Here is a 19,089-nt window from a genome sequence, read left to right on the forward strand (position 1 = left end):
ATGTTGACCCCAATGGCAAGCTTATGTGTTGATAACAGAACCAATCTCATGCAATATATTGCTAGAGTGCAAAAATTTCCTATGCTGTCTCAAGAGGAAGAGGTACGATTAGCAAAAAATTGGAACCAATATAAGGATATTTCTTCTGCTCATAAATTGATTACCAGCCATTTGAATTTGGTAGTAAAAATTGCAATGAAATTCAAAAATTATGGACTATTGTTGATGGACCTGGTCATGGAAGGGAATCTGGGTTTAATGCATGCAGTGAAAAAGTTTAATCCTGATTTAGGGTTTCGTTTTTCAACTTATGCAGTGTGGTGGATTGAAGCTTCAATGAAAGACTTTATATTGAAATCTTGGTCGTTTGTGAAAATAGGCACAACGCAAGCACAAAGAAGACTATTTTTTAGTTTACGTAAAATAAAAAAAAGAATTTTACAGTATACACACAGGGAAACTTTAAGCAATGAAGAAATAAAAGCAATATCTAATGAGCTTTCTGTATCCGAAGGAGACGTTCTGCAGATGAATTACCGTTTGGCTTGTAAGGATCAGTCGCTAAACGATTGCATAAAAATAGGTGATGACTCTAAAAGGGAGTTGCAAGATATGATCCCATGTAACTTGGTCAGTCAAGAAGTAACCTATCAGAATCATGAAGAAAAAGAATTAAAAGAAACAATTTTAAACAATGCACTAGCAAGCCTTAACGAAAGGGCAAGAGACATTTTTATTAGTAGATACTTGTGTGAAAACACTCAAACTCTGGATGAACTTAGTAAAAAATATTGTGTTTCAAGAGAAAGAATAAGACAGTTAGCTGAGCAGGCGATGGCCAAGGTAAAACGATATATACAATCTGAAAGTTTGAAATTTGGTTTGCATGCGTAGTTTTTTTATATTTCTAATATTTTTTTCAATAGGCGCTTTTGCATCGGTTAGTGATGTGCAATTGAAGGAAAAATACAAAGACTGGCTTGTATATACTGCATCAGAAAATGGAGAGAAAGTGTGTTACATTGTATCTTACCCTAAGACAAAAAGCGAGCATTATACAACCAATCGCAAGCCGTATGTAATGGTCAGTTATGTTGATAAAAAAGCAGATGAGGTAAGCGTTACCTCTGGTTTTCAGTATGATAAGGAGCCTGTAGCTCTCAATATCGACAAAAAAATTAAATATACACTGCCTATAATACAGGGAAGTTTTGCGTGGGCAGAGCATACAAAAATAGATCAAGATCTCATTCTAAAAATGAAGCAGGGATTATCAATGGTAGTGAATGGAAAAGCAAAAACAGTAACCATTGATGATACTTATTCCCTACTTGGTTTTCAAAAAGCGTATCAAAAAATGCATGATTTATGCCATACAAAGTAAATCATTGTAACAGAATACCCAGCTATAGTATAAACTAGACTACTCTTTCAATGGAAATATAAATAGCACTTTACTTTATATGGGATGTGGATATCATTTAAAATATATTTTTGAGAGTTAGCAATGTCAGAGGTTGCAGGTGTAGATACAGAAATCAAAAAGCAAAATTCTGTGTGCGAGCAGATACGTTTTAGCGTGAGCCGCACAAGTCTTTTAAATACATTATCCAGAGTAAGTGGAGTGGTTGAAAGGCGTAATGCAATAGATATTTTGGCATGTATAAATATCAAAGCACAACACGGCAGCATAAAATTAATGGCAACTGATCTTGATATTTCAATGTTTGCCTCACTTGCTGCAACCGTATTAACAGAAGGAGAAGTAAAAATTTCAGCGCATACTTTACATGACATAGTGAAGAAGTTACCCGCTGATTTGGATGTCAATTTTGAAGTAAACAACCAAGGAAAATTATTGATGTCTTGCGGAAATGCAAACTTTTCTTTACCGAATGTAGTTTCAAGCAGCTTTCCTGCTCTTGAAGAAGACAATTATAAACATGATTTTATTCTACTAAATACGGACCTGATAGACTTATTAACTAAAACAAAATTTGCTGTATCACTAGATGATACAAGGTATAATTTAAATGGAATATATCTACATACAGACGAGCAGTTTCTGTACTGCGTTGCAACTGATGGTCACCGTTTATCATGTATAAAGAGACCAAAGCCTGGGAACATCAATGGCGAATTTGGTGTGATCATTCCACGTAAAACTGTTATGGAGCTGTTAAAAATATTGGACGATTGTAATGAAATTAATGTAAAACTCTCAGACAGAAAAATCAAGTTTACATGCGGTGAATATATTCTAATATCAAAATTAATAGATGGGACTTTTCCAAATTATAAAGCAGTTATTCCATCATCTCAAGACAAGCATATGATTATTGAAAGTAAAAAGCTTTCAGATGTTATAGATCGAGTTTCCGTTGTTGTATCTGATAAAGTAAAATCCATTAAATTCTCACTACAAGAAAAGCTGCTGACTCTGCATTCAAACTCTCAAGAGTGCAATGATGCAACTGAATCCATAGAAGTGGACTACAATGAAGCCCCTATAGAAATAGGGTTTAACTCGCGTTATTTACTTGATGTTCTATCCTGCATAAAAAATAAATGTAAGTTTAGCTTAGCCGATGGTAATAGTGCTACAATTATCACTGATGAAGACGATTCAAGTGTATTATATGTAGTGATGCCAATGAGAACTTAAACTTGTCATCCCGCTTCTTGTTAGCAGGATCTGGAGATACCGTGGCGGTATGACACTTATTTCACTAAGAACGTTACTTTTTATTAAATTAGTAATCTATCTTTACCAAATATAAGCCAAAATGTGGTGCAGTAACTCCAGCTGCATTTCTTTTGCATTGGTTTAATATATTTAGCATTTCTTGTGGATTAGTTCTATTTTTTCCAAATTCAACTAAAGTACCCACAATGATCCTCACTTGGTTATGTAAAAAGGAAATAGCAGATATTTTGATGTGTATATGATTCCCATTTTGTATTATATCGATATCATCAATTGTTCTCATCGGATTTGCGGCTTGACAATCTTTTGAACGAAAACTTGAAAAGTCATGTTTTCCAAGTAGATGTTTAGCAGCTTCACGCATAATATTTACATCAAGTGGATTAAATACTTGCCATACATAACCTGTCTCCAGAGCGGCAGGAGCATAGCGATTAACTATTCTGTATTCGTAATATCTTTTTTTTGCTGAAAACCGTGCGTGAAACGCATCATCTACAACTTCTGCATTCAGTACAACTATGGGAATTGATTTTAAATGATAATTTATTGCGTTTCTTATTCTATAAAGCTCAAATTCCTTTTCCATATCAAAATGAGCAATTTGTCCTAAAGCATGAACCCCTGCATCAGTCCTGCCACCGCAGTACAAAGTAACTTTCTCACCACTAAAATTAAATATAGCATTTTCTATGGCTTCCTGGATTGAATTAGCAGAATGTTGCTGCTTCTGCCAGCCAGAGAAACTACTACCATTGTATTCTATCGTTATTTTGTATCGCACTGCAGAGTCTATCTAACTTTCTCTCTTAATATAATTTAGGTAGCTAATTTTTCTACGATAACGTTCTTCGTTATTAAAAAACCCTTGGCAGGTTGTTCACGTTCGATTATCATGGAAGTTATACAAGTTAATAAATGATCCATGGCAAACAACTCAGAAGAAAGAAATAATGATAAGCAAAAAGCATTAGATAACGCAATAAGCCAGATTGAAAAAGCATTTGGTAAAGGTGCAATAATGAAGTTGAAGCAAAACCCTGTAGAGAAAATAGACACAATATCCACAGGATCAATTGCGCTTGATTCGGCTCTAGGTGTTGGAGGTCTGCCAAAAGGACGTATAATTGAAATATTTGGTCCCGAGAGTTCTGGTAAAACCACTCTTGCCTTGCACGTGATTGCTGAAGCACAAAAAAAAGGAGGATCATGCGCATTTATCGATGCAGAACATGCATTAGATGTCTTATATGCTCGTAAACTTGGGGTAAGCGCTGATGATCTAGTAATTTCGCAACCAGATACTGGGGAACAAGCATTGCACATTGTTGAGTATTTAGTGTGTTCTGGTGCAGTTGATGTAATAGTTATTGACTCCGTTGCAGCATTAACTCCAAGAGCTGAAATTGAGGGTGATATGGGTGATCAGCACATGGGACTGCAAGCAAGGCTTTTAAGCCATGGGCTACGAAAGCTAACCTCTGCCGTTTCAAAAGCGAACTGTATATTGATATTTATTAATCAAATTCGTATGAAAATAGGAGTAGTGTATGGAAATCCTGAAACTACCACGGGTGGAAATGCATTAAAATTCTATACTTCTGTAAGGCTTGACATAAGAAAAATTGGTGTAATAAAAGACAAAGAAAATATTACAGGCAATGAAACAAGAGTTAAAGTTGTAAAAAATAAAGTTGCTCCTCCATTTAGAGAAGCGAAATTTGATATAATGTACAATGAAGGTATATCAAAACTCGGAGAAATAATAGATATGGGAGCAAAGCTTGGTGTGCTTGAAAAAGCAGGCGCTTACTATTCATATAACAATACACGTCTTGGACAAGGAAAAGAGAATGTAAAAACTTACTTAAAAACAAACAAAGAAGTTGCAAGTGAGATAGAAATGAAAATCAGAGATTTGCTCGGAAATTATGATAATTCTATCACAATTAATGAGGATAGTGAGCAACTTTTAGAAGAATCAGTGTTCTGATCTAAACTTAGTTTGTGTTGGATGGGTTGTTACAGTATGACGGTGTGTGCTAATCTGTAATGTTACCTTGTATCAAGAGGACTTTGCTGAAGCAGTTAAAAAAAGCTTTTCATGAGAAATTATAAATGATAAATTGTTAACAATAGGTTATTGTGAATAAGATTATGTGTTTTAGTTTACCTAATATAAACAGGGAAGGTTATTTATTTATAGTCATTGCCTTTATAGTAACGTGTATAGCATTCTCTATATCTTGGGGGTTTGGTATTACGTGCTTGTTTCCGACATTATTGTGTACTTATTTCTTTCGCGATCCAGCAAGAGCTGTGCCAAACAATAAGGATCTTATATTAAGTCCTGCTGATGGTGTGATTTCAAAAATTGAAGAAGTTAATTATCCTTTATCGGCAGAAAATGGAGAAGAGAAGAAGTTCACGCTTGTTAGCATATTTTTAAGTGTTTTGAACGTCCATGTGAACCGTATACCAATATCTGGTACGATAAAGGAAATGAATTATAAAAAAGGCAAGTTTGTATCCGCAATGAGCAATAGGTCTAGTAATGAAAATGAAAAGCAGGTTATTGTGATTGAATACGAAAAGGGAAAAGAAATTATTGTGGAGCAAATAGCTGGATTAATTGCACGTCGTATCGTTTGTAATTTAGGAGTATCCCAGAATGTGAAAGCAGGTGAAAGGTTTGGAATTATAAGATTTGGTAGTAGAGTGAATATTTATGTTCCTGCTGATATAGAAGTCAGAGTTTCAGAAGGGCAAACTGTTATTGGTGGTGAAACAATTATAGCAAACTTAAATAAGGAAAACGTTCAAGAGAAGCTTACTTTTGACGTTATATGAATAACGATGGAAGTAACAGTAGATTCTTACCTATTACTAAATTATTCCCAAACTTTATAACTTTATTGGGTTTATGTTCTGGTCTCACTTCACTTAAATTTACATTTAATGAACAATGGGAATTCTCAGTAATTTTTATCATCATTGCAGCAATAATAGATGGAATGGATGGCAGAATAGCTAGAATTCTAAAATCAACTAGCGATTTTGGAGCCCAGCTTGATTCTTTTGCAGATTTTCTAAATTTTGGTGCAGCGCCTGCATTTCTTTTGTATTTTTGGAAGCTAAACGAAATCAAAGTCATAGGTTGGATTTTAGTAATGATATACGTAATCTGCATATCAATAAGACTTGCAAGATTTAATGTTTCGCTACACTCAGAACAATCACACTGGGAAAAATTTTTCTTTTCTGGTGTTCCAGCTCCAGTGTGTGCTTTACTTTCTTTGTTACCAATAATTATTACCTTTCAATCTCATGAGAGTGAATACTTACTTCTCATAGAGCGATTTTTTAACACAAGAAACGTAGCTTGTTACTTTCTGGCCATTTCATTTTTTTCGATAAGTCACATTCCAACTTTCTCTGCAAAATATATTTATATTCCCAAAAGCCTATCCTATATATTTGTGTCATTTTTTGGAGTACTCGTTGTATTTTTCATCAGTAAGCCCTGGATGACTCTACCAATTTTAGGTGTAGTGTATGTACTTACTATTCCAGCAAGCACTGGGCTTTATATATATTACTCGTATAAAGCTCGTTAGCTATAAGTCGTAATAAAAAGTAGTGAGCAGCATGATTGTAAAAATAAGTGAACTGTTAAATTCATTTCTGTACATAAAGATATTCAACATTCCATTTATAATTATTTGGGTAATTGCAACTGGGGTTTTTTGTACCATCCAATTCAAATTCACTAACTTTAGATTGTTCAAGCATGGAATACAGACGCTATTCAATCTAAAGTGTAATAACAATAACAATGGCATAATCACTCATATTCAAGCGTTTGCAACAGTAATTTCAGGAACAGTTGGTCTTGGAACAATATCAGGAGTTGCAATAGCTATCACAATAGGGGGCCCAAGTGCAGTTTTTTGGATGGTAATTACCGGAATACTTGGTATGTCGATAAAGTTTGCCGAGGTGGTGCTTGCATTCACCTATCGCTCTGAAAATGCAACTGGCGGGGCTTTTTATTACATGAAGTACGGGCTTGCAAAAATTGGATTTGCAAAAACTGGTAGATTTCTTGCCTTTACTTATGCGATTATGCTACTTACTGCAATGATTTTGGGCGGTATACCATTTCAAGCGAATCAGATAGCAGCATTGTCAAATAACCTCTTCGAATACAACGCATCCATTATTATATCCCTACTTGTCTTTATTGTAATATTGGGAGGAATAAAGCGCATTGCTTTCGTTTCAACGAGCTTAGCACCAATTATGATAGTGCTATATGTGGGTATGTGTATATATTTAATTGTATTAAATAGGACTTGATCTGACACTTAAAATAAGTAAGTTATAAAATAATAAAAGAAAGGAGTGTTAGAAATGAGTACAATACAAACAAAAATACTAAAACCAAAGCTAGGGTTATTAGAGCTAGCAAAACAACTAGGAAATGTATCTCAAGCATGCAAAGTGATGGGATACTCAAGAGATACATTTTATCGGTTTAAGGAGTTATATGAAAATGGAGGAGAGGAAGCATTACATGAAATAAGTAAGAAAAAACCGCTATTAGCGAACAGAGTTTCCGACGATATAGAAAGAGCAGTGATTGGTATAGCAACAGAATTTCCAGCATATGGGCAAGAAAGAGCTGCAAATGAACTGAGAAAAAGAGGTATAATAATTTCTCAGGGAGGAGTAAGGTCTGTATGGCTAAGAAATGACCTTGAAACTCTCAAAAAGAGACTTAAAGCGCTAGAGACAAAAGTAGCTTAAGAAGGAATCATTTTAACTGAAGAACAACTTACAGCTTTAGAAAAAGTTAAAGAACAAAGGGAAGCTCATGGTGAAATTGAGACACAACATCCAGGTTATTTGGGTTCTCAAGATACCTATTATGTGGGCAATATCAAAGGTATAGGGCTAATTTATCAGCAGACTTTTGTTGATACTTATTCGAGAGTTGCAATGGTTAAACTTTACACGGACAGAACAGCTATTACAGCTGCAGACCTCCTCAACGATAGAGTTATTCCATTTTTTGATGAGCAGAAAATTCCATTATTACGCATTCTAACTGATAGGGGTACAGAGTATTGTGGCAAGCCAGAAAATCACGCTTATCAGTTATATTTGGGAATCGAAAATATCGATCATTCTAGAACCAAAGCCAACTCTCCACAAACCAATGGCATATGTGAAAGATTTCATAGAACCATGCAAGATGAGTGTTACAATATTATCTTTAGAAAGAAAATCTACAATTCTTTGGAAGATCTACAGATTGATGTTGATTATTGGTTGCGTTCTTATAATGAGACAAGGCCTCACTCGGGTAAGTATTGCTATGGCAAAACACCTATGCAAACGTTTTTTGATAGTAAATATATTGCTTTTCAGAAAAACATTAGTAGCATTAAACAAGAGCCTGATATTAGTTTTGACTACCTCAATTCTTCTGTCAGTTAATTCTTGTCTGTCACATTAAATCTTGTCTTTTACAAAGACCAAGGACGTAAGTATTTCTTTCCTTTTGCAGAAGAATATTGTCACTTATTTACTTAACAATTCAAAAAACTTGAAAGAATAAAGATAGCTATTGAAATTATCTTGATTTACATCAGTTATCCAAGTTTGACATTGAATACTTAACACTTCCTCTATTAACGCCTTTCTGTAATGTTTATCCAGATGAGACATTATATCATCAAGTAGAAGAAGTGGTGCCTTATTGTAATGAATACACCTTGCTTTTACACTGGATAAAATAATAGAAAGCAGTAATAACTTTTGTTCTCCAGTGGAGCACAGATTTATTGGTACGTTTCTTTTTTGACAAAAAACCCGAAAATTATCGTTATGCACACCAAGGGTTACTCTACCAGTCAATGAATCTTTTTCTCTGTTTTCCTTTAGACGATTCTGAAAATATTCTGCAGTATCGTCCAAAGTTAGCTGGCTGCTGAATTTCAAACTTGCCTTCGGAAAAAGCTTACTGGAATGGTTATCAATTGTATCTTGTAATATTTTTAAAACAGATGATCGCATATGTAAAATACTAACTGCATTAACGGCCATTATGTTTTCAAGACTAGAGAACCAGTTTTTGTTCAAAATGTTCTCCCTCAATAGTTTACTTCGCTCATGTTTAGCTTTTCTATATTTCATGTAGCAGCAAGTGTAATTTTCTTCAAACAGTGAAACTATACGGTCTAAAAATTTTAATCTGTCACTTGGAGAATTAAGAAGAACATAGTCCATTTGTGGAATCAGCCATATTACATTGGATATCTTATACAGAGATGAATAACTTGATTGCGTTTTTCCATCAATTTGTATTAGTTTCTTATCAAAACTCTTTGCGATACCAATTGAATTAAAATCCGTTCCATTAAAAAAATCATAGTGCACTACCCAATCTTCATTACTGAATCTATTTTGTATCTCACTGGCTTTTGCTTTTTTCATTCCATTGCTTTTAGCAAGCAACGAGATTGCTTCAAGTATATTAGTTTTACCAATACCATTTTTGCCAGTTATTACAACTGAGCTATCATCTGAATCCAGTTCAAAGTTTGAGTGGCTACGAAAATTATGTAATTTCAGCTTTTTTATGTAGCAATGGGTAGCCATTAACCTATTCTTTAGTTTACATTCTCCTTACTTCTTCCAGAACCTCATCAACATGCCCACTAACTTTTACATTTTTCCAGATCTTCACTACTTTACCTTTTTTATCTATTAAAAAAGTAGTGCGCTCTATTCCCATATACTTTTTGCCAAACATACTTTTCTCTACCCAAACACCATATTTTTCCAACATTTCAGCATTCTCATCAGAAACTAAGGAAAATGGCAGAGAATATTTTGCTTTGAAGTTAGCGTGGCGCTTAACACTATCTTTTGATACACCAATTATCACTGTGTCAAGGGAAGAGAAATCATCTATTTTATCTCTAAAGCCTTTTGCCTCCATCCTACAACCCGGAGTATCGTCTTTAGGATAAAAATAAAGGACTACATTTTTTTTATCAAAAAATTCACTCAATGATAAATTTTCACCAGAATCTGTTGGTAAGCTAAAATCAGGTGCATTATTTCCTACTGCTAATTCCATACCTTGCTCCATTAATAACACTTTTATGGTATTATAGTAATATGGTGCATTATTTCCTACTGCTAATTCCATACCTCGCTCCATTAATACCACTTCTGTGGTATTATAGTAGTATGGTACATTATTTCCTACTGTTAATTCCATACTTTGCTCCATTGATAACACTTTTATCTATAGTAGTATATTGTAGTCAGAGTATCAAATTTTATATATAGCTAACAGATAAGATTCTTGATGGGGGCTTATTGATAAGTTTCTGCCTTGTATCTTGTAAAAAGCATCTAATGCTTTAAGCTTAAGCATTGTAAGTCATGCTCATTAGTTTCATCATCTCTTATGGTATGGCTAGGTATATAATTGACCTTATTAGGAAATAAAGTACAGTTTGATATTGCAATAAAGAAAATCTTCTGCAAACTAGCGTACTTATCAGTTTGCCTTGAGTAAACTTTACCAGCATAGGCTTGTGCGCGTTTTTCGAAGCCCTTGTCTCTAGCGAGCTGGTTAGGTAAGGAAGTAGTATTACTACTACTTCCTCCCTTAGAAACGCAGCATGCAGGTTTCCCCACACTACGCTTGAGCCCCTTATCTAAGTTCTTCTTTTCTCGAACCGGCTTGTCTTTCATAAATCCTCAGAATACATCAACTTTAGTGGTGACACTAACAGTAGAGAACCTTCTCTTGAAAAGGAGCTTGCTAACATTCTTGTTCGTTTCACTCTTTCATCAAAATACTTTTTCCATTTTAAGTCAAGTGGATTTGCATCCGCCCTGATTTTAACATGTCGTCTGATAGGTATATCAATCAGCTTAAGCAGTCTTAAATACCGTATCTCTTTTGGTTTGTTCTTGCATATGGGTGCAGCAAAGACCCATTGGCGTTGACCCATTACCTTGAAGTAACGATTTTTTATCCAACGTAATCCTTTGCGAGGATGTCTTTTCTTTGCCCATTTCCATAAACTATGCCAAATTTCATTATCGATCTTTCTAAACGCTTTTTTAGCACACACATGGTGATAGTAATTTCCCCATCCTCTCAGTAGAGAGTTAAGTGACTTAATTACTATAGCCTGTGTATTTGCTATTTTCGCTTTTATTAATGTACGCGCTTTATTAAGAAGCCTCTTAATACTTTCTTTCGAAGGTTTAATGATTAATTTCTTATTATATCTACGCACATTACAACCAAGAAAGTCAAACCCTGCTATAATAGATGTAATCTTTGTTTTCTCTTCAGAAAGAATAAGACCTCTCTCATGAAGAAAGGATGATACTAGAGGTTTAACTTCATTTTCTAGTACTTCACCTGAGATAATAAGGTGTAAAAGACAAGATTTAATGTGACAGACAAGAATTAACTGACAGAAGAATTGAGGTAGTCAAAACTAATATCAGGCTCTTGTTTAATGCTACTAATGTTTTTCTGAAAAGCAATATATTTACTATCAAAAAACGTTTGCATAGGTGTTTTGCCATAGCAATACTTACCCGAGTGAGGCCTTGTCTCATTATAAGAACGCAACCAATAATCAACATCAATCTGTAGATCTTCCAAAGAATTGTAGATTTTCTTTCTAAAGATAATATTGTAACACTCATCTTGCATGGTTCTATGAAATCTTTCACATATGCCATTGGTTTGTGGAGAGTTGGCTTTGGTTCTAGAATGATCGATATTTTCGATTCCCAAATATAACTGATAAGCGTGATTTTCTGGCTTGCCACAATACTCTGTACCCCTATCAGTTAGAATGCGTAATAATGGAATTTTCTGCTCATCAAAAAATGGAATAACTCTATCGTTGAGGAGGTCTGCAGCTGTAATAGCTGTTCTGTCCGTGTAAAGTTTAACCATTGCAACTCTCGAATAAGTATCAACAAAAGTCTGCTGATAAATTAGCCCTATACCTTTGATATTGCCCACATAATAGGTATCTTGAGAACCCAAATAACCTGGATGTTGTGTCTCAATTTCACCATGAGCTTCCCTTTGTTCTTTAACTTTTTCTAAAGCTGTAAGTTGTTCTTCAGTTAAAATGATTCCTTCTTAAGCTACTTTTGTCTCTAGCGCTTTAAGTCTCTTTTTGAGAGTTTCAAGGTCATTTCTTAGCCATACAGACCTTACTCCTCCCTGAGAAATTATTATACCTCTTTTTCTCAGTTCATTTGCAGCTCTTTCTTGCCCATATGCTGGAAATTCTGTTGCTATACCAATCACTGCTCTTTCTATATCGTCGGAAACTCTGTTCGCTAATAGCGGTTTTTTCTTACTTATTTCATGTAATGCTTCCTCTCCTCCATTTTCATATAACTCCTTAAACCGATAAAATGTATCTCTTGAGTATCCCATCACTTTGCATGCTTGAGATACATTTCCTAGTTGTTTTGCTAGCTCTAATAACCCTAGCTTTGGTTTTAGTATTTTTGTTTGTATTGTACTCATTTCTAACACTCCTTTCTTTTATTATTTTATAACTTACTTATTTTAAGTGTCAGATCAAGTCCTATTTAATACAACTTACTTATTTTAAGTGTCAGATCAAGTCCTATTTAATACAGCTAAGAAATGACCTTGAAACTCTCAAAAAGAGACTTAAAGCGCTAGAGACAAAAGTAGCTTAAGAAGGAATCATTTTAACTGAAGAACAACTTACAGCTTTAGAAAAAGTTAAAGAACAAAGGGAAGCTCATGGTGAAATTGAGACACAACATCCAGGTTATTTGGGTTCTCAAGATACCTATTATGTGGGCAATATCAAAGGTATAGGGCTAATTTATCAGCAGACTTTTGTTGATACTTATTCGAGAGTTGCAATGGTTAAACTTTACACGGACAGAACAGCTATTACAGCTGCAGACCTCCTCAACGATAGAGTTATTCCATTTTTTGATGAGCAGAAAATTCCATTATTACGCATTCTAACTGATAGGGGTACAGAGTATTGTGGCAAGCCAGAAAATCACGCTTATCAGTTATATTTGGGAATCGAAAATATCGATCATTCTAGAACCAAAGCCAACTCTCCACAAACCAATGGCATATGTGAAAGATTTCATAGAACCATGCAAGATGAGTGTTACAATATTATCTTTAGAAAGAAAATCTACAATTCTTTGGAAGATCTACAGATTGATGTTGATTATTGGTTGCGTTCTTATAATGAGACAAGGCCTCACTCGGGTAAGTATTGCTATGGCAAAACACCTATGCAAACGTTTTTTGATAGTAAATATATTGCTTTTCAGAAAAACATTAGTAGCATTAAACAAGAGCCTGATATTAGTTTTGACTACCTCAATTCTTCTGTCAGTTAATTCTTGTCTGTCACATTAAATCTTGTCTTTTACAGGTATTTTAGATGATACTATATCTTGTATTACTTCTTCCTTGACGTGCCGTTCAATATATTGGAGTGCCTCATTGTCAGGTGAGTCAATAATATTCCCTTGATCATCTGAAAAATAATATTTGTATGTATCACCTGACTCTTCCCATGTTACATATTTATATTCCACTGGTTGTGCCTTAAGAACGTAAATATACTTTGTGTTATAATCAGAAGGTTTTGATACTTCGTAGTCAATTGATATCTTCATTAATTTTTCATTAAGATACACAAAAGAATGTAAGTTATTTTCATAACCGAGTTTAGCGTTTCTAAATGGCACGACTGGAAATTTACAATTTGTGATTAGACCTTCTCCTTTATCACAACGGTAAGATGTTTGTTTCAAATCTTTTCCATTCTCCTTTATGCATGCAACAATTGTAAAAGGACCATCATTTGGAGCGTTGCAAAATTTTATAGGTAAGTCTAGTACTCTATCGTCTTCATCATCCAGTGGAGTAAACCAAATTTTATTAAAATTATTCCAAGTTAACTCTTCACCATCTACGGAACCTTGAAATATCCGCATTCTAGTCTCGTTAAATACCCCTTGTCCAGGCACTATCTTAAAAACATGTTTTTTTCCACTCATAGGTATTACCAATAAATTAATTGTTAGTATTCTAACATTTATTGATTAATTTATTGTTAAGTTAGCATATGTTGGAATTGTAATAACAAATATTACTTGTGTAGAGAGGAGTTATGAAAAGAAATAAGGATTTTTTAGAGAACTAGTATAAAATACTAATGGGCTAAAATAAGCTGACCTTATGATATGCTAGAACCTATATTGGTGGAGGCAAGCGGGATCGAACCGCTGACCTTCTGCGTGCAAAACAGATGCTCTACCAGCTGAGCTATACCCCCAAATATTCTTGCTTAAAGCATAAATCACTCAGGCTGAAATGCAAGAAATATTTATCTATTAGGCTATTACTAAGCATTATAATAATGTGCAAATTCTGCAGAGTGTACACAATTCTCTATTTTTTTGTCTCCTTAGCGTTATATGTCATACCATCCAAATAAATCTGTGAACCGAAAATTAACAAGTTTAATCAAGTAAAATTTTTTTTAAATTATTCATAGATTTTTTAACTAAATTATCACTAACGCAGTATATTATATAATTCACACATGAAAATTTTAGTTTGATTAAAACGGATAAAAACTGTATTGATGTTTAGTATAGCTGAAAAATGAAATGATCCCGTAGCTCAGCCGGTAGAGCAACTGACTTTTAATCAGTGGGTCACGCGTTCGAATCGCGTCGGGATCACCAGTCGTGTTTTACGAACTTCTCTCTATAGTAATTTACCACAACATAAAACCCGCCACAGTAGCCTGTTTTAACCACCTATATGTACAGCCTTTTTGTCTAATTATTTGCCCCAAAATTCCTGTTTTCTTTCCGTAATCTGTTAATTTTCCACTATTTTTCTCAAAAAGGTAGGTACTTTTTTGCTATTTTGAGAAAAGTAAATGAGTAAATTTCGCGTGACGCTAAAGAGGACCTGTTTTCTCCATGAACATAGTTGGGTTGTATTAAATAGGACTTGATCTGACACTTAAAATAAGTAAGTTATAAAATAATAAAAGAAAGGAGTGTTAGAAATGAGTACAATACAAACAAAAATACTAAAACCAAAGCTAGGGTTATTAGAGCTAGCAAAACAACTAGGAAATGTATCTCAAGCATGCAAAGTGATGGGATACTCAAGAGATACATTTTATCGGTTTAAGGAGTTATATGAAAATGGAGGAGAGGAAGCATTACATGAAATAAGTAAGAAAAAACCGCTATTAGCGAACAGAGTTTCCGACGATATAGAAAGAGCAGTGATTGGTATAGCAACAGAATTTCCAGCATATGGGCAAGAAAGAGCTGCAAATGAACTGAGAAAAAGAGGTATAATAATTTCTCAGGGAGGAGTAAGGTCTGTATGGCTAAGAAATGACCTTGAAACTCTCAAAAAGAGACTTAAAGCGCTAGAGACAAAAGTAGCTTAAGAAGGAATCATTTTAACTGAAGAACAACTTACAGCTTTAGAAAAAGTTAAAGAACAAAGGGAAGCTCATGGTGAAATTGAGACACAACATCCAGGTTATTTGGGTTCTCAAGATACCTATTATGTGGGCAATATCAAAGGTATAGGGCTAATTTATCAGCAGACTTTTGTTGATACTTATTCGAGAGTTGCAATGGTTAAACTTTACACGGACAGAACAGCTATTACAGCTGCAGACCTCCTCAACGATAGAGTTATTCCATTTTTTGATGAGCAGAAAATTCCATTATTACGCATTCTAACTGATAGGGGTACAGAGTATTGTGGCAAGCCAGAAAATCACGCTTATCAGTTATATTTGGGAATCGAAAATATCGATCATTCTAGAACCAAAGCCAACTCTCCACAAACCAATGGCATATGTGAAAGATTTCATAGAACCATGCAAGATGAGTGTTACAATATTATCTTTAGAAAGAAAATCTACAATTCTTTGGAAGATCTACAGATTGATGTTGATTATTGGTTGCGTTCTTATAATGAGACAAGGCCTCACTCGGGTAAGTATTGCTATGGCAAAACACCTATGCAAACGTTTTTTGATAGTAAATATATTGCTTTTCAGAAAAACATTAGTAGCATTAAACAAGAGCCTGATATTAGTTTTGACTACCTCAATTCTTCTGTCAGTTAATTCTTGTCTGTCACATTAAATCTTGTCTTTTACACTGTTACTCCTAGTAATATTACATCTGACAATGTTTGAATTATTAGACTTATCGCTTATATCTGAAATATTGCTTTTTTCACTACATGAAGACAAATTACTCGACATATTGTCTAAGCTAAAGCGCTTTTTACCTTGATAGATTGGATTCCAATCAAGTGGATTATAAGTTTTTTTGCTAGTCTCAACTTTTTGGTTATTTTGCTGCTTAGGAGAAAATCCAAAGTTTTCTCTTTCTTTCTTGCTTAGTGTTTCGAGAAATTTTACGGTTTCTAATTTATCTCCTGCAGCTAAAGTAACTTTCTTTTCCTCCATAACATTAGGCTTTGGAGCAGTAGAATCAGCTTTCTCTCTTGCATTTAATTTATTAGTGCTTTCATGAATGTCAATATTATGATTTTTCATCAAATCTTGCATTCTTGGACAAAATGTTCTCTCAAGATTATCAGAGGTGTTTTTAGCTGGTTGTTTTGGTGTTCCATTCTGCTCAAAAATTGCTCGCCTTCCAGCAAATTTAGCTTGGGAAGATTTCGGAGGAACAGGTGGGGCAACCATGCCTTTTGAGTTAATCTTTCCTTCATTTTTAGGAAAAATTTCTGGATTATTTTTTTCTACTGTAGTATTCATTTTTTTACCTCTAAACCTATTAACTAATAAAATTATAAACTTAGAGGTATTAATTTTGTAATAATAATGCTAATAGGTTTCAAATAAGCATTGCCAGAGGATTCTCTATATAATGCTTAAAAGCGTTTAAAAATTTCGCTCCGAGTGCTCCATCAACCGTTCTATGGTCAACAGAAAGTGTTACTGTCATTATTTCTGCTATCTCTATTTTCTCATTCATAACAATTGGTTGTTTTTTGGATGCACCAACTGCCATAATGCAAGATTGCGGTGGGTTGATTATAGCACTGAAGGCTTTTATACCAAACATTCCTAAATTGGAAATAGTAAACCCACCTCCTTGAAATTCTTCTGGCCTTAATTTTCCAGATCTTGCTCTGCTTACTAAATCTTTCACTTCTTTTGATATAGATAAAACATCCTTTTTATCAGCGTTTTTCACTATGGGGGTAATGAGTCCATCTTCAAGTGCCACAGCAATTGAAATATCTATATTTGAATATCTCAGTATTTTATTATCTATCCACGAAGAATTTATATCAGGAAATTTTTTCATGCTAAAAGCTACAGCTTTTATAATTAAGTCATTGATTGTCACTTTATTACTCTCATCTGCTAAGTTAATCTCATTTTTGAGCGATATTAGCTTATCAACTTGGCAATCTACAGTTAAATAAAAATGTGGAACGTTCTGTTTGGATTCAGTTAAGCGCTGTGCTATCACTTGGCGTATATTGCTTACTTCAACTATGGTATCTTTCTCAGGACTTTCAGTGCGTATACTACTGCTTAAAGACTCCAACACATCAGCCTTAATTATGCGACCATATGGTCCTGTACCTTTTAATTGCTGCACATTAACCCCTTCATTTTGAGCTATTTTCTTAGCTAATAGGCTTATTTTTGTTCTACCTTCTGTTGTCTTAGTATCTTCTTCTTTTCTAGATCCCAGTGTCACGCACTGGGATGACATTGAGGAGTTGGATCCCAGTGTCACGCACTGGGATGATATTGAAGAGTTGAATGACATTGGAGGGTTGGATGATATTGAAGAGTTGGGTAACATTGAGGAATTGGATGGCACTGAGGGATTGGTTTCAACTTCTTTCTTAGCTTCAATATTGGTAGCAGAAGCTGAAACATAGTTACCGAGTGCACTTTCATCTTCTCCTTCTTCCAGCATTAAAGCTATCGGTTGATTTACAGGCACGCCACTTGTTCCTTCTGTTACTAAAATTTTTGCTAAAACTCCTTCATCTACAGATTCAAACTCCATTATGGCTTTATCAGTCTCTATCTCAGCAATTACGTCGCCTACTTCAACTTTCTCTTGTTCTTTTTTATGCCACTTGACAATTTTTCCTCCAGTTTTGCTCATTGTCGGTGAAAGAGCAGGCATTAATATTTCTATAGGCATTGATTTTGCATTTAAAGATCTATTCAATTTTTAATTTACTCTTTATCTTATGTCAATCTAATCGTGAATTATGATGAATAAGTCTGTTACACTATCCCTCACGTCATCCCAGTGCGTGACACTGGGATCTTGGTTCAGTGCTATTATCCTATTGTTTTTATTATTTAGCCATAGCTTGTTTGCTAATAACTTTGTTTCAACCAAATCAAATAAGATCAACATGAGAACAGGGCCAGGGTTTCACTATCCTGTAAAATGGATATACACTTGCAAAAATCTGCCCCTGAAAGTGATAGAAGAGTTTGAGAGTTGGAAAAAGGTCTGTGATGTACATGAAGACTGCGGATGGATAAAAGGCAATCTGCTTAGTGATAAGCACCACGCAATTTTAAAAGAAGATACTTATGGATATCAAAAACAGAGTGTAGACAGCAAGATTACTATGAAAATAGACAAGTTTGTTGTAATGAAAATAAAAAAATGCAGTGAAAAATGGTGTTTGCTGTCCTCATCGAAACGCAAAGCATGGGTACAGAAAGAATCTATATGGGGAGTTGATTAGACTGGCGAAAGACCTTGATTAGTAGTAGTTTCCAAACCTTCTGTAGCAAGTTCTTCAGATGAAGCAGAGAGTTCTTGAGGCTCTGGAGAATTGTTTTGCCATGCAGTGCTGTCACAAAAACTCCTTAACATCTCCTCAGCGGATGAATCTAAAATTTGTACAATAGACTTTTCACTCTGCTCTTTTAGCGATTGATCCATTCTAGAGATCAACTCAGAAAACTCACTACCTTCTTTTTCAGCTTCACTTTTTATTTTACTTTCTATGCGTGCAATATTACCTTGATCAATTTCTTCTTTTGTTATGTTGAATGAATTTGCAACATCTTGATATCCAATCTTACAATTTCCACAACCAATTATGCAAAAAGCAATAGAATTAGATATTTCACTTGCAGCCCACTTATGTATAGTGTAAGCCAAATAATTGTCATGGTATTTAATGCTAAATTGTTGTTCTATTAGCTCAGAAATTCTATTCTTTAGAGACATAAAGT

The 19,089-nt window shown here is 34.4% G+C and carries 15 protein-coding genes, 2 tRNA genes and 6 pseudogenes; 12 read left to right on the forward strand and 11 right to left on the reverse strand.

Annotated elements, in window-relative coordinates:
* The 3 genes from ACE38O_RS05130 to dnaN all read left to right on the forward strand — a co-directional run bounded on the left by ACE38O_RS05130 (position 1) and on the right by dnaN (position 2,665).
* On the forward strand, positions 1–894 hold the full coding sequence (locus ACE38O_RS05130; protein ID WP_374698480.1) for an RNA polymerase factor sigma-32: 894 nt from the start codon (positions 1–3) through the stop codon (positions 892–894).
* Entirely contained in the window at positions 887–1,384 is a 498-nt protein-coding gene (locus ACE38O_RS05135) for an invasion associated locus B family protein (RefSeq protein WP_374698481.1), read from the forward strand. The genes ACE38O_RS05130 and ACE38O_RS05135 overlap by 8 nt, the downstream gene beginning before the upstream one ends.
* Positions 1,385–1,507: 123 nt before the next feature.
* Positions 1,508–2,665 (forward strand): DNA polymerase III subunit beta, encoded by a 1,158-nt coding sequence (gene dnaN, locus ACE38O_RS05140; protein WP_374698482.1) that lies wholly within the window; start codon positions 1,508–1,510, stop codon positions 2,663–2,665.
* Between the two features lie 88 nt (positions 2,666–2,753).
* On the opposite strand, the gene truA is transcribed toward dnaN, so the two are convergent.
* Entirely contained in the window at positions 2,754–3,491 is a 738-nt protein-coding gene (gene truA / locus ACE38O_RS05145; protein WP_374698483.1) for a tRNA pseudouridine(38-40) synthase TruA, read from the reverse strand.
* A gap of 141 nt (positions 3,492–3,632) precedes the next feature.
* On the opposite strand from truA, the gene recA reads away from it, so the two are divergent.
* From recA to ACE38O_RS05170, 5 genes and pseudogenes are all read left to right on the forward strand, one after another.
* Complete coding sequence (recA, locus tag ACE38O_RS05150) at positions 3,633–4,700, forward strand: recombinase RecA (RefSeq protein WP_374698484.1); 1,068 nt, start codon at positions 3,633–3,635, stop codon at positions 4,698–4,700.
* 164 nt (positions 4,701–4,864) lie between these two features.
* Entirely contained in the window at positions 4,865–5,557 is a 693-nt protein-coding gene (locus tag ACE38O_RS05155) for a phosphatidylserine decarboxylase (protein ID WP_374699092.1), read from the forward strand.
* Positions 5,554–6,324 carry a CDP-alcohol phosphatidyltransferase family protein gene (locus tag ACE38O_RS05160; protein ID WP_374698485.1) on the forward strand — a complete coding sequence of 257 codons (771 nt, stop codon included), beginning with the start codon at positions 5,554–5,556 and terminating at the stop codon, positions 6,322–6,324. The genes ACE38O_RS05155 and ACE38O_RS05160 overlap by 4 nt, the downstream gene beginning before the upstream one ends.
* A 31-nt stretch (positions 6,325–6,355) precedes the next feature.
* Positions 6,356–7,057: pseudogene (locus tag ACE38O_RS05165) on the forward strand (alanine:cation symporter family protein); the annotation flags it as partial.
* Between the two features lie 63 nt (positions 7,058–7,120).
* Positions 7,121–8,209: pseudogene (locus ACE38O_RS05170) on the forward strand (IS481 family transposase).
* 84 nt (positions 8,210–8,293) lie between these two features.
* Here ACE38O_RS05170 and recF read toward each other — a convergent pair.
* From recF to ACE38O_RS05195, 5 genes and pseudogenes are all read right to left on the reverse strand, one after another.
* The gene (gene recF, locus ACE38O_RS05175; RefSeq protein WP_374698486.1) at positions 8,294–9,373 is read right to left on the reverse strand and encodes a DNA replication/repair protein RecF; all 1,080 of its coding nucleotides are present in this window, start codon (positions 9,371–9,373) and stop codon (positions 8,294–8,296) included.
* A gap of 16 nt (positions 9,374–9,389) precedes the next feature.
* The gene (gene bcp / locus ACE38O_RS05180; RefSeq protein WP_264688477.1) at positions 9,390–9,857 is read right to left on the reverse strand and encodes a thioredoxin-dependent thiol peroxidase; all 468 of its coding nucleotides are present in this window, start codon (positions 9,855–9,857) and stop codon (positions 9,390–9,392) included.
* 302 nt (positions 9,858–10,159) lie between these two features.
* A pseudogene (locus tag ACE38O_RS05185) lies at positions 10,160–10,483 on the reverse strand (transposase); the annotation flags it as partial.
* Complete coding sequence (locus ACE38O_RS05190; protein WP_374698487.1) at positions 10,480–11,037, reverse strand: group II intron maturase-specific domain-containing protein; 558 nt, start codon at positions 11,035–11,037, stop codon at positions 10,480–10,482. The pseudogene ACE38O_RS05185 and the gene ACE38O_RS05190, both read right to left, overlap by 4 nt.
* Before the next feature lie 176 nt (positions 11,038–11,213).
* Positions 11,214–12,302, reverse strand: a pseudogene (locus ACE38O_RS05195) (IS481 family transposase).
* Between the two features lie 110 nt (positions 12,303–12,412).
* Between ACE38O_RS05195 and ACE38O_RS05200 the strand changes: the two are divergent.
* Positions 12,413–13,174: pseudogene (locus ACE38O_RS05200) on the forward strand (integrase core domain-containing protein); the annotation flags it as partial.
* Positions 13,175–13,189: 15 nt separating this feature from the next.
* Here the strand turns inward: ACE38O_RS05200 and ACE38O_RS05205 are convergent.
* Positions 13,190–13,777, reverse strand: a complete 588-nt coding sequence (locus ACE38O_RS05205) for a hypothetical protein (RefSeq protein WP_374698488.1) — start codon at positions 13,775–13,777, stop codon at positions 13,190–13,192.
* Positions 13,778–14,042: 265 nt separating this feature from the next.
* Positions 14,043–14,118 (reverse strand) — tRNA-Ala (locus ACE38O_RS05210).
* 339 nt (positions 14,119–14,457) lie between these two features.
* Between ACE38O_RS05210 and ACE38O_RS05215 the strand changes: the two genes are divergently transcribed.
* Together ACE38O_RS05215 and ACE38O_RS05220 are read left to right on the forward strand one after the other, a co-directional pair.
* Positions 14,458–14,533 (forward strand) — tRNA-Lys (locus tag ACE38O_RS05215).
* A 332-nt stretch (positions 14,534–14,865) separates the two neighbouring features.
* Positions 14,866–15,954, forward strand: a pseudogene (locus ACE38O_RS05220) (IS481 family transposase).
* 15 nt (positions 15,955–15,969) lie between these two features.
* Here ACE38O_RS05220 and ACE38O_RS05225 read toward each other — a convergent pair.
* Both ACE38O_RS05225 and ACE38O_RS05230 read right to left on the reverse strand, forming a co-directional pair.
* Positions 15,970–16,614 carry a hypothetical protein gene (locus tag ACE38O_RS05225; protein ID WP_374698489.1) on the reverse strand — a complete coding sequence of 215 codons (645 nt, stop codon included), beginning with the start codon at positions 16,612–16,614 and terminating at the stop codon, positions 15,970–15,972.
* A 79-nt stretch (positions 16,615–16,693) separates the two neighbouring features.
* Positions 16,694–18,031 (reverse strand): pyruvate dehydrogenase complex dihydrolipoamide acetyltransferase, encoded by a 1,338-nt coding sequence (locus tag ACE38O_RS05230; protein ID WP_374699093.1) that lies wholly within the window; start codon positions 18,029–18,031, stop codon positions 16,694–16,696.
* A 70-nt stretch (positions 18,032–18,101) separates the two neighbouring features.
* Between ACE38O_RS05230 and ACE38O_RS05235 the strand changes: the two genes are divergently transcribed.
* Positions 18,102–18,593, forward strand: a complete 492-nt coding sequence (locus ACE38O_RS05235; protein WP_374698490.1) for an SH3 domain-containing protein — start codon at positions 18,102–18,104, stop codon at positions 18,591–18,593.
* On the opposite strand, the gene ACE38O_RS05240 is transcribed toward ACE38O_RS05235, so the two are convergent.
* Positions 18,590–19,084, reverse strand: coding sequence for a hypothetical protein (locus ACE38O_RS05240; protein ID WP_374698491.1), 495 nt, complete (start codon positions 19,082–19,084; stop codon positions 18,590–18,592). The genes ACE38O_RS05235 and ACE38O_RS05240 overlap by 4 nt on opposite strands.
* Positions 19,085–19,089 lie beyond the last annotated feature (5 nt).

The sequence above is a fragment of the Wolbachia endosymbiont (group B) of Limnophora tigrina genome (assembly GCF_964263235.1).
GTDB lineage: Bacteria > Pseudomonadota > Alphaproteobacteria > Rickettsiales > Anaplasmataceae > Wolbachia.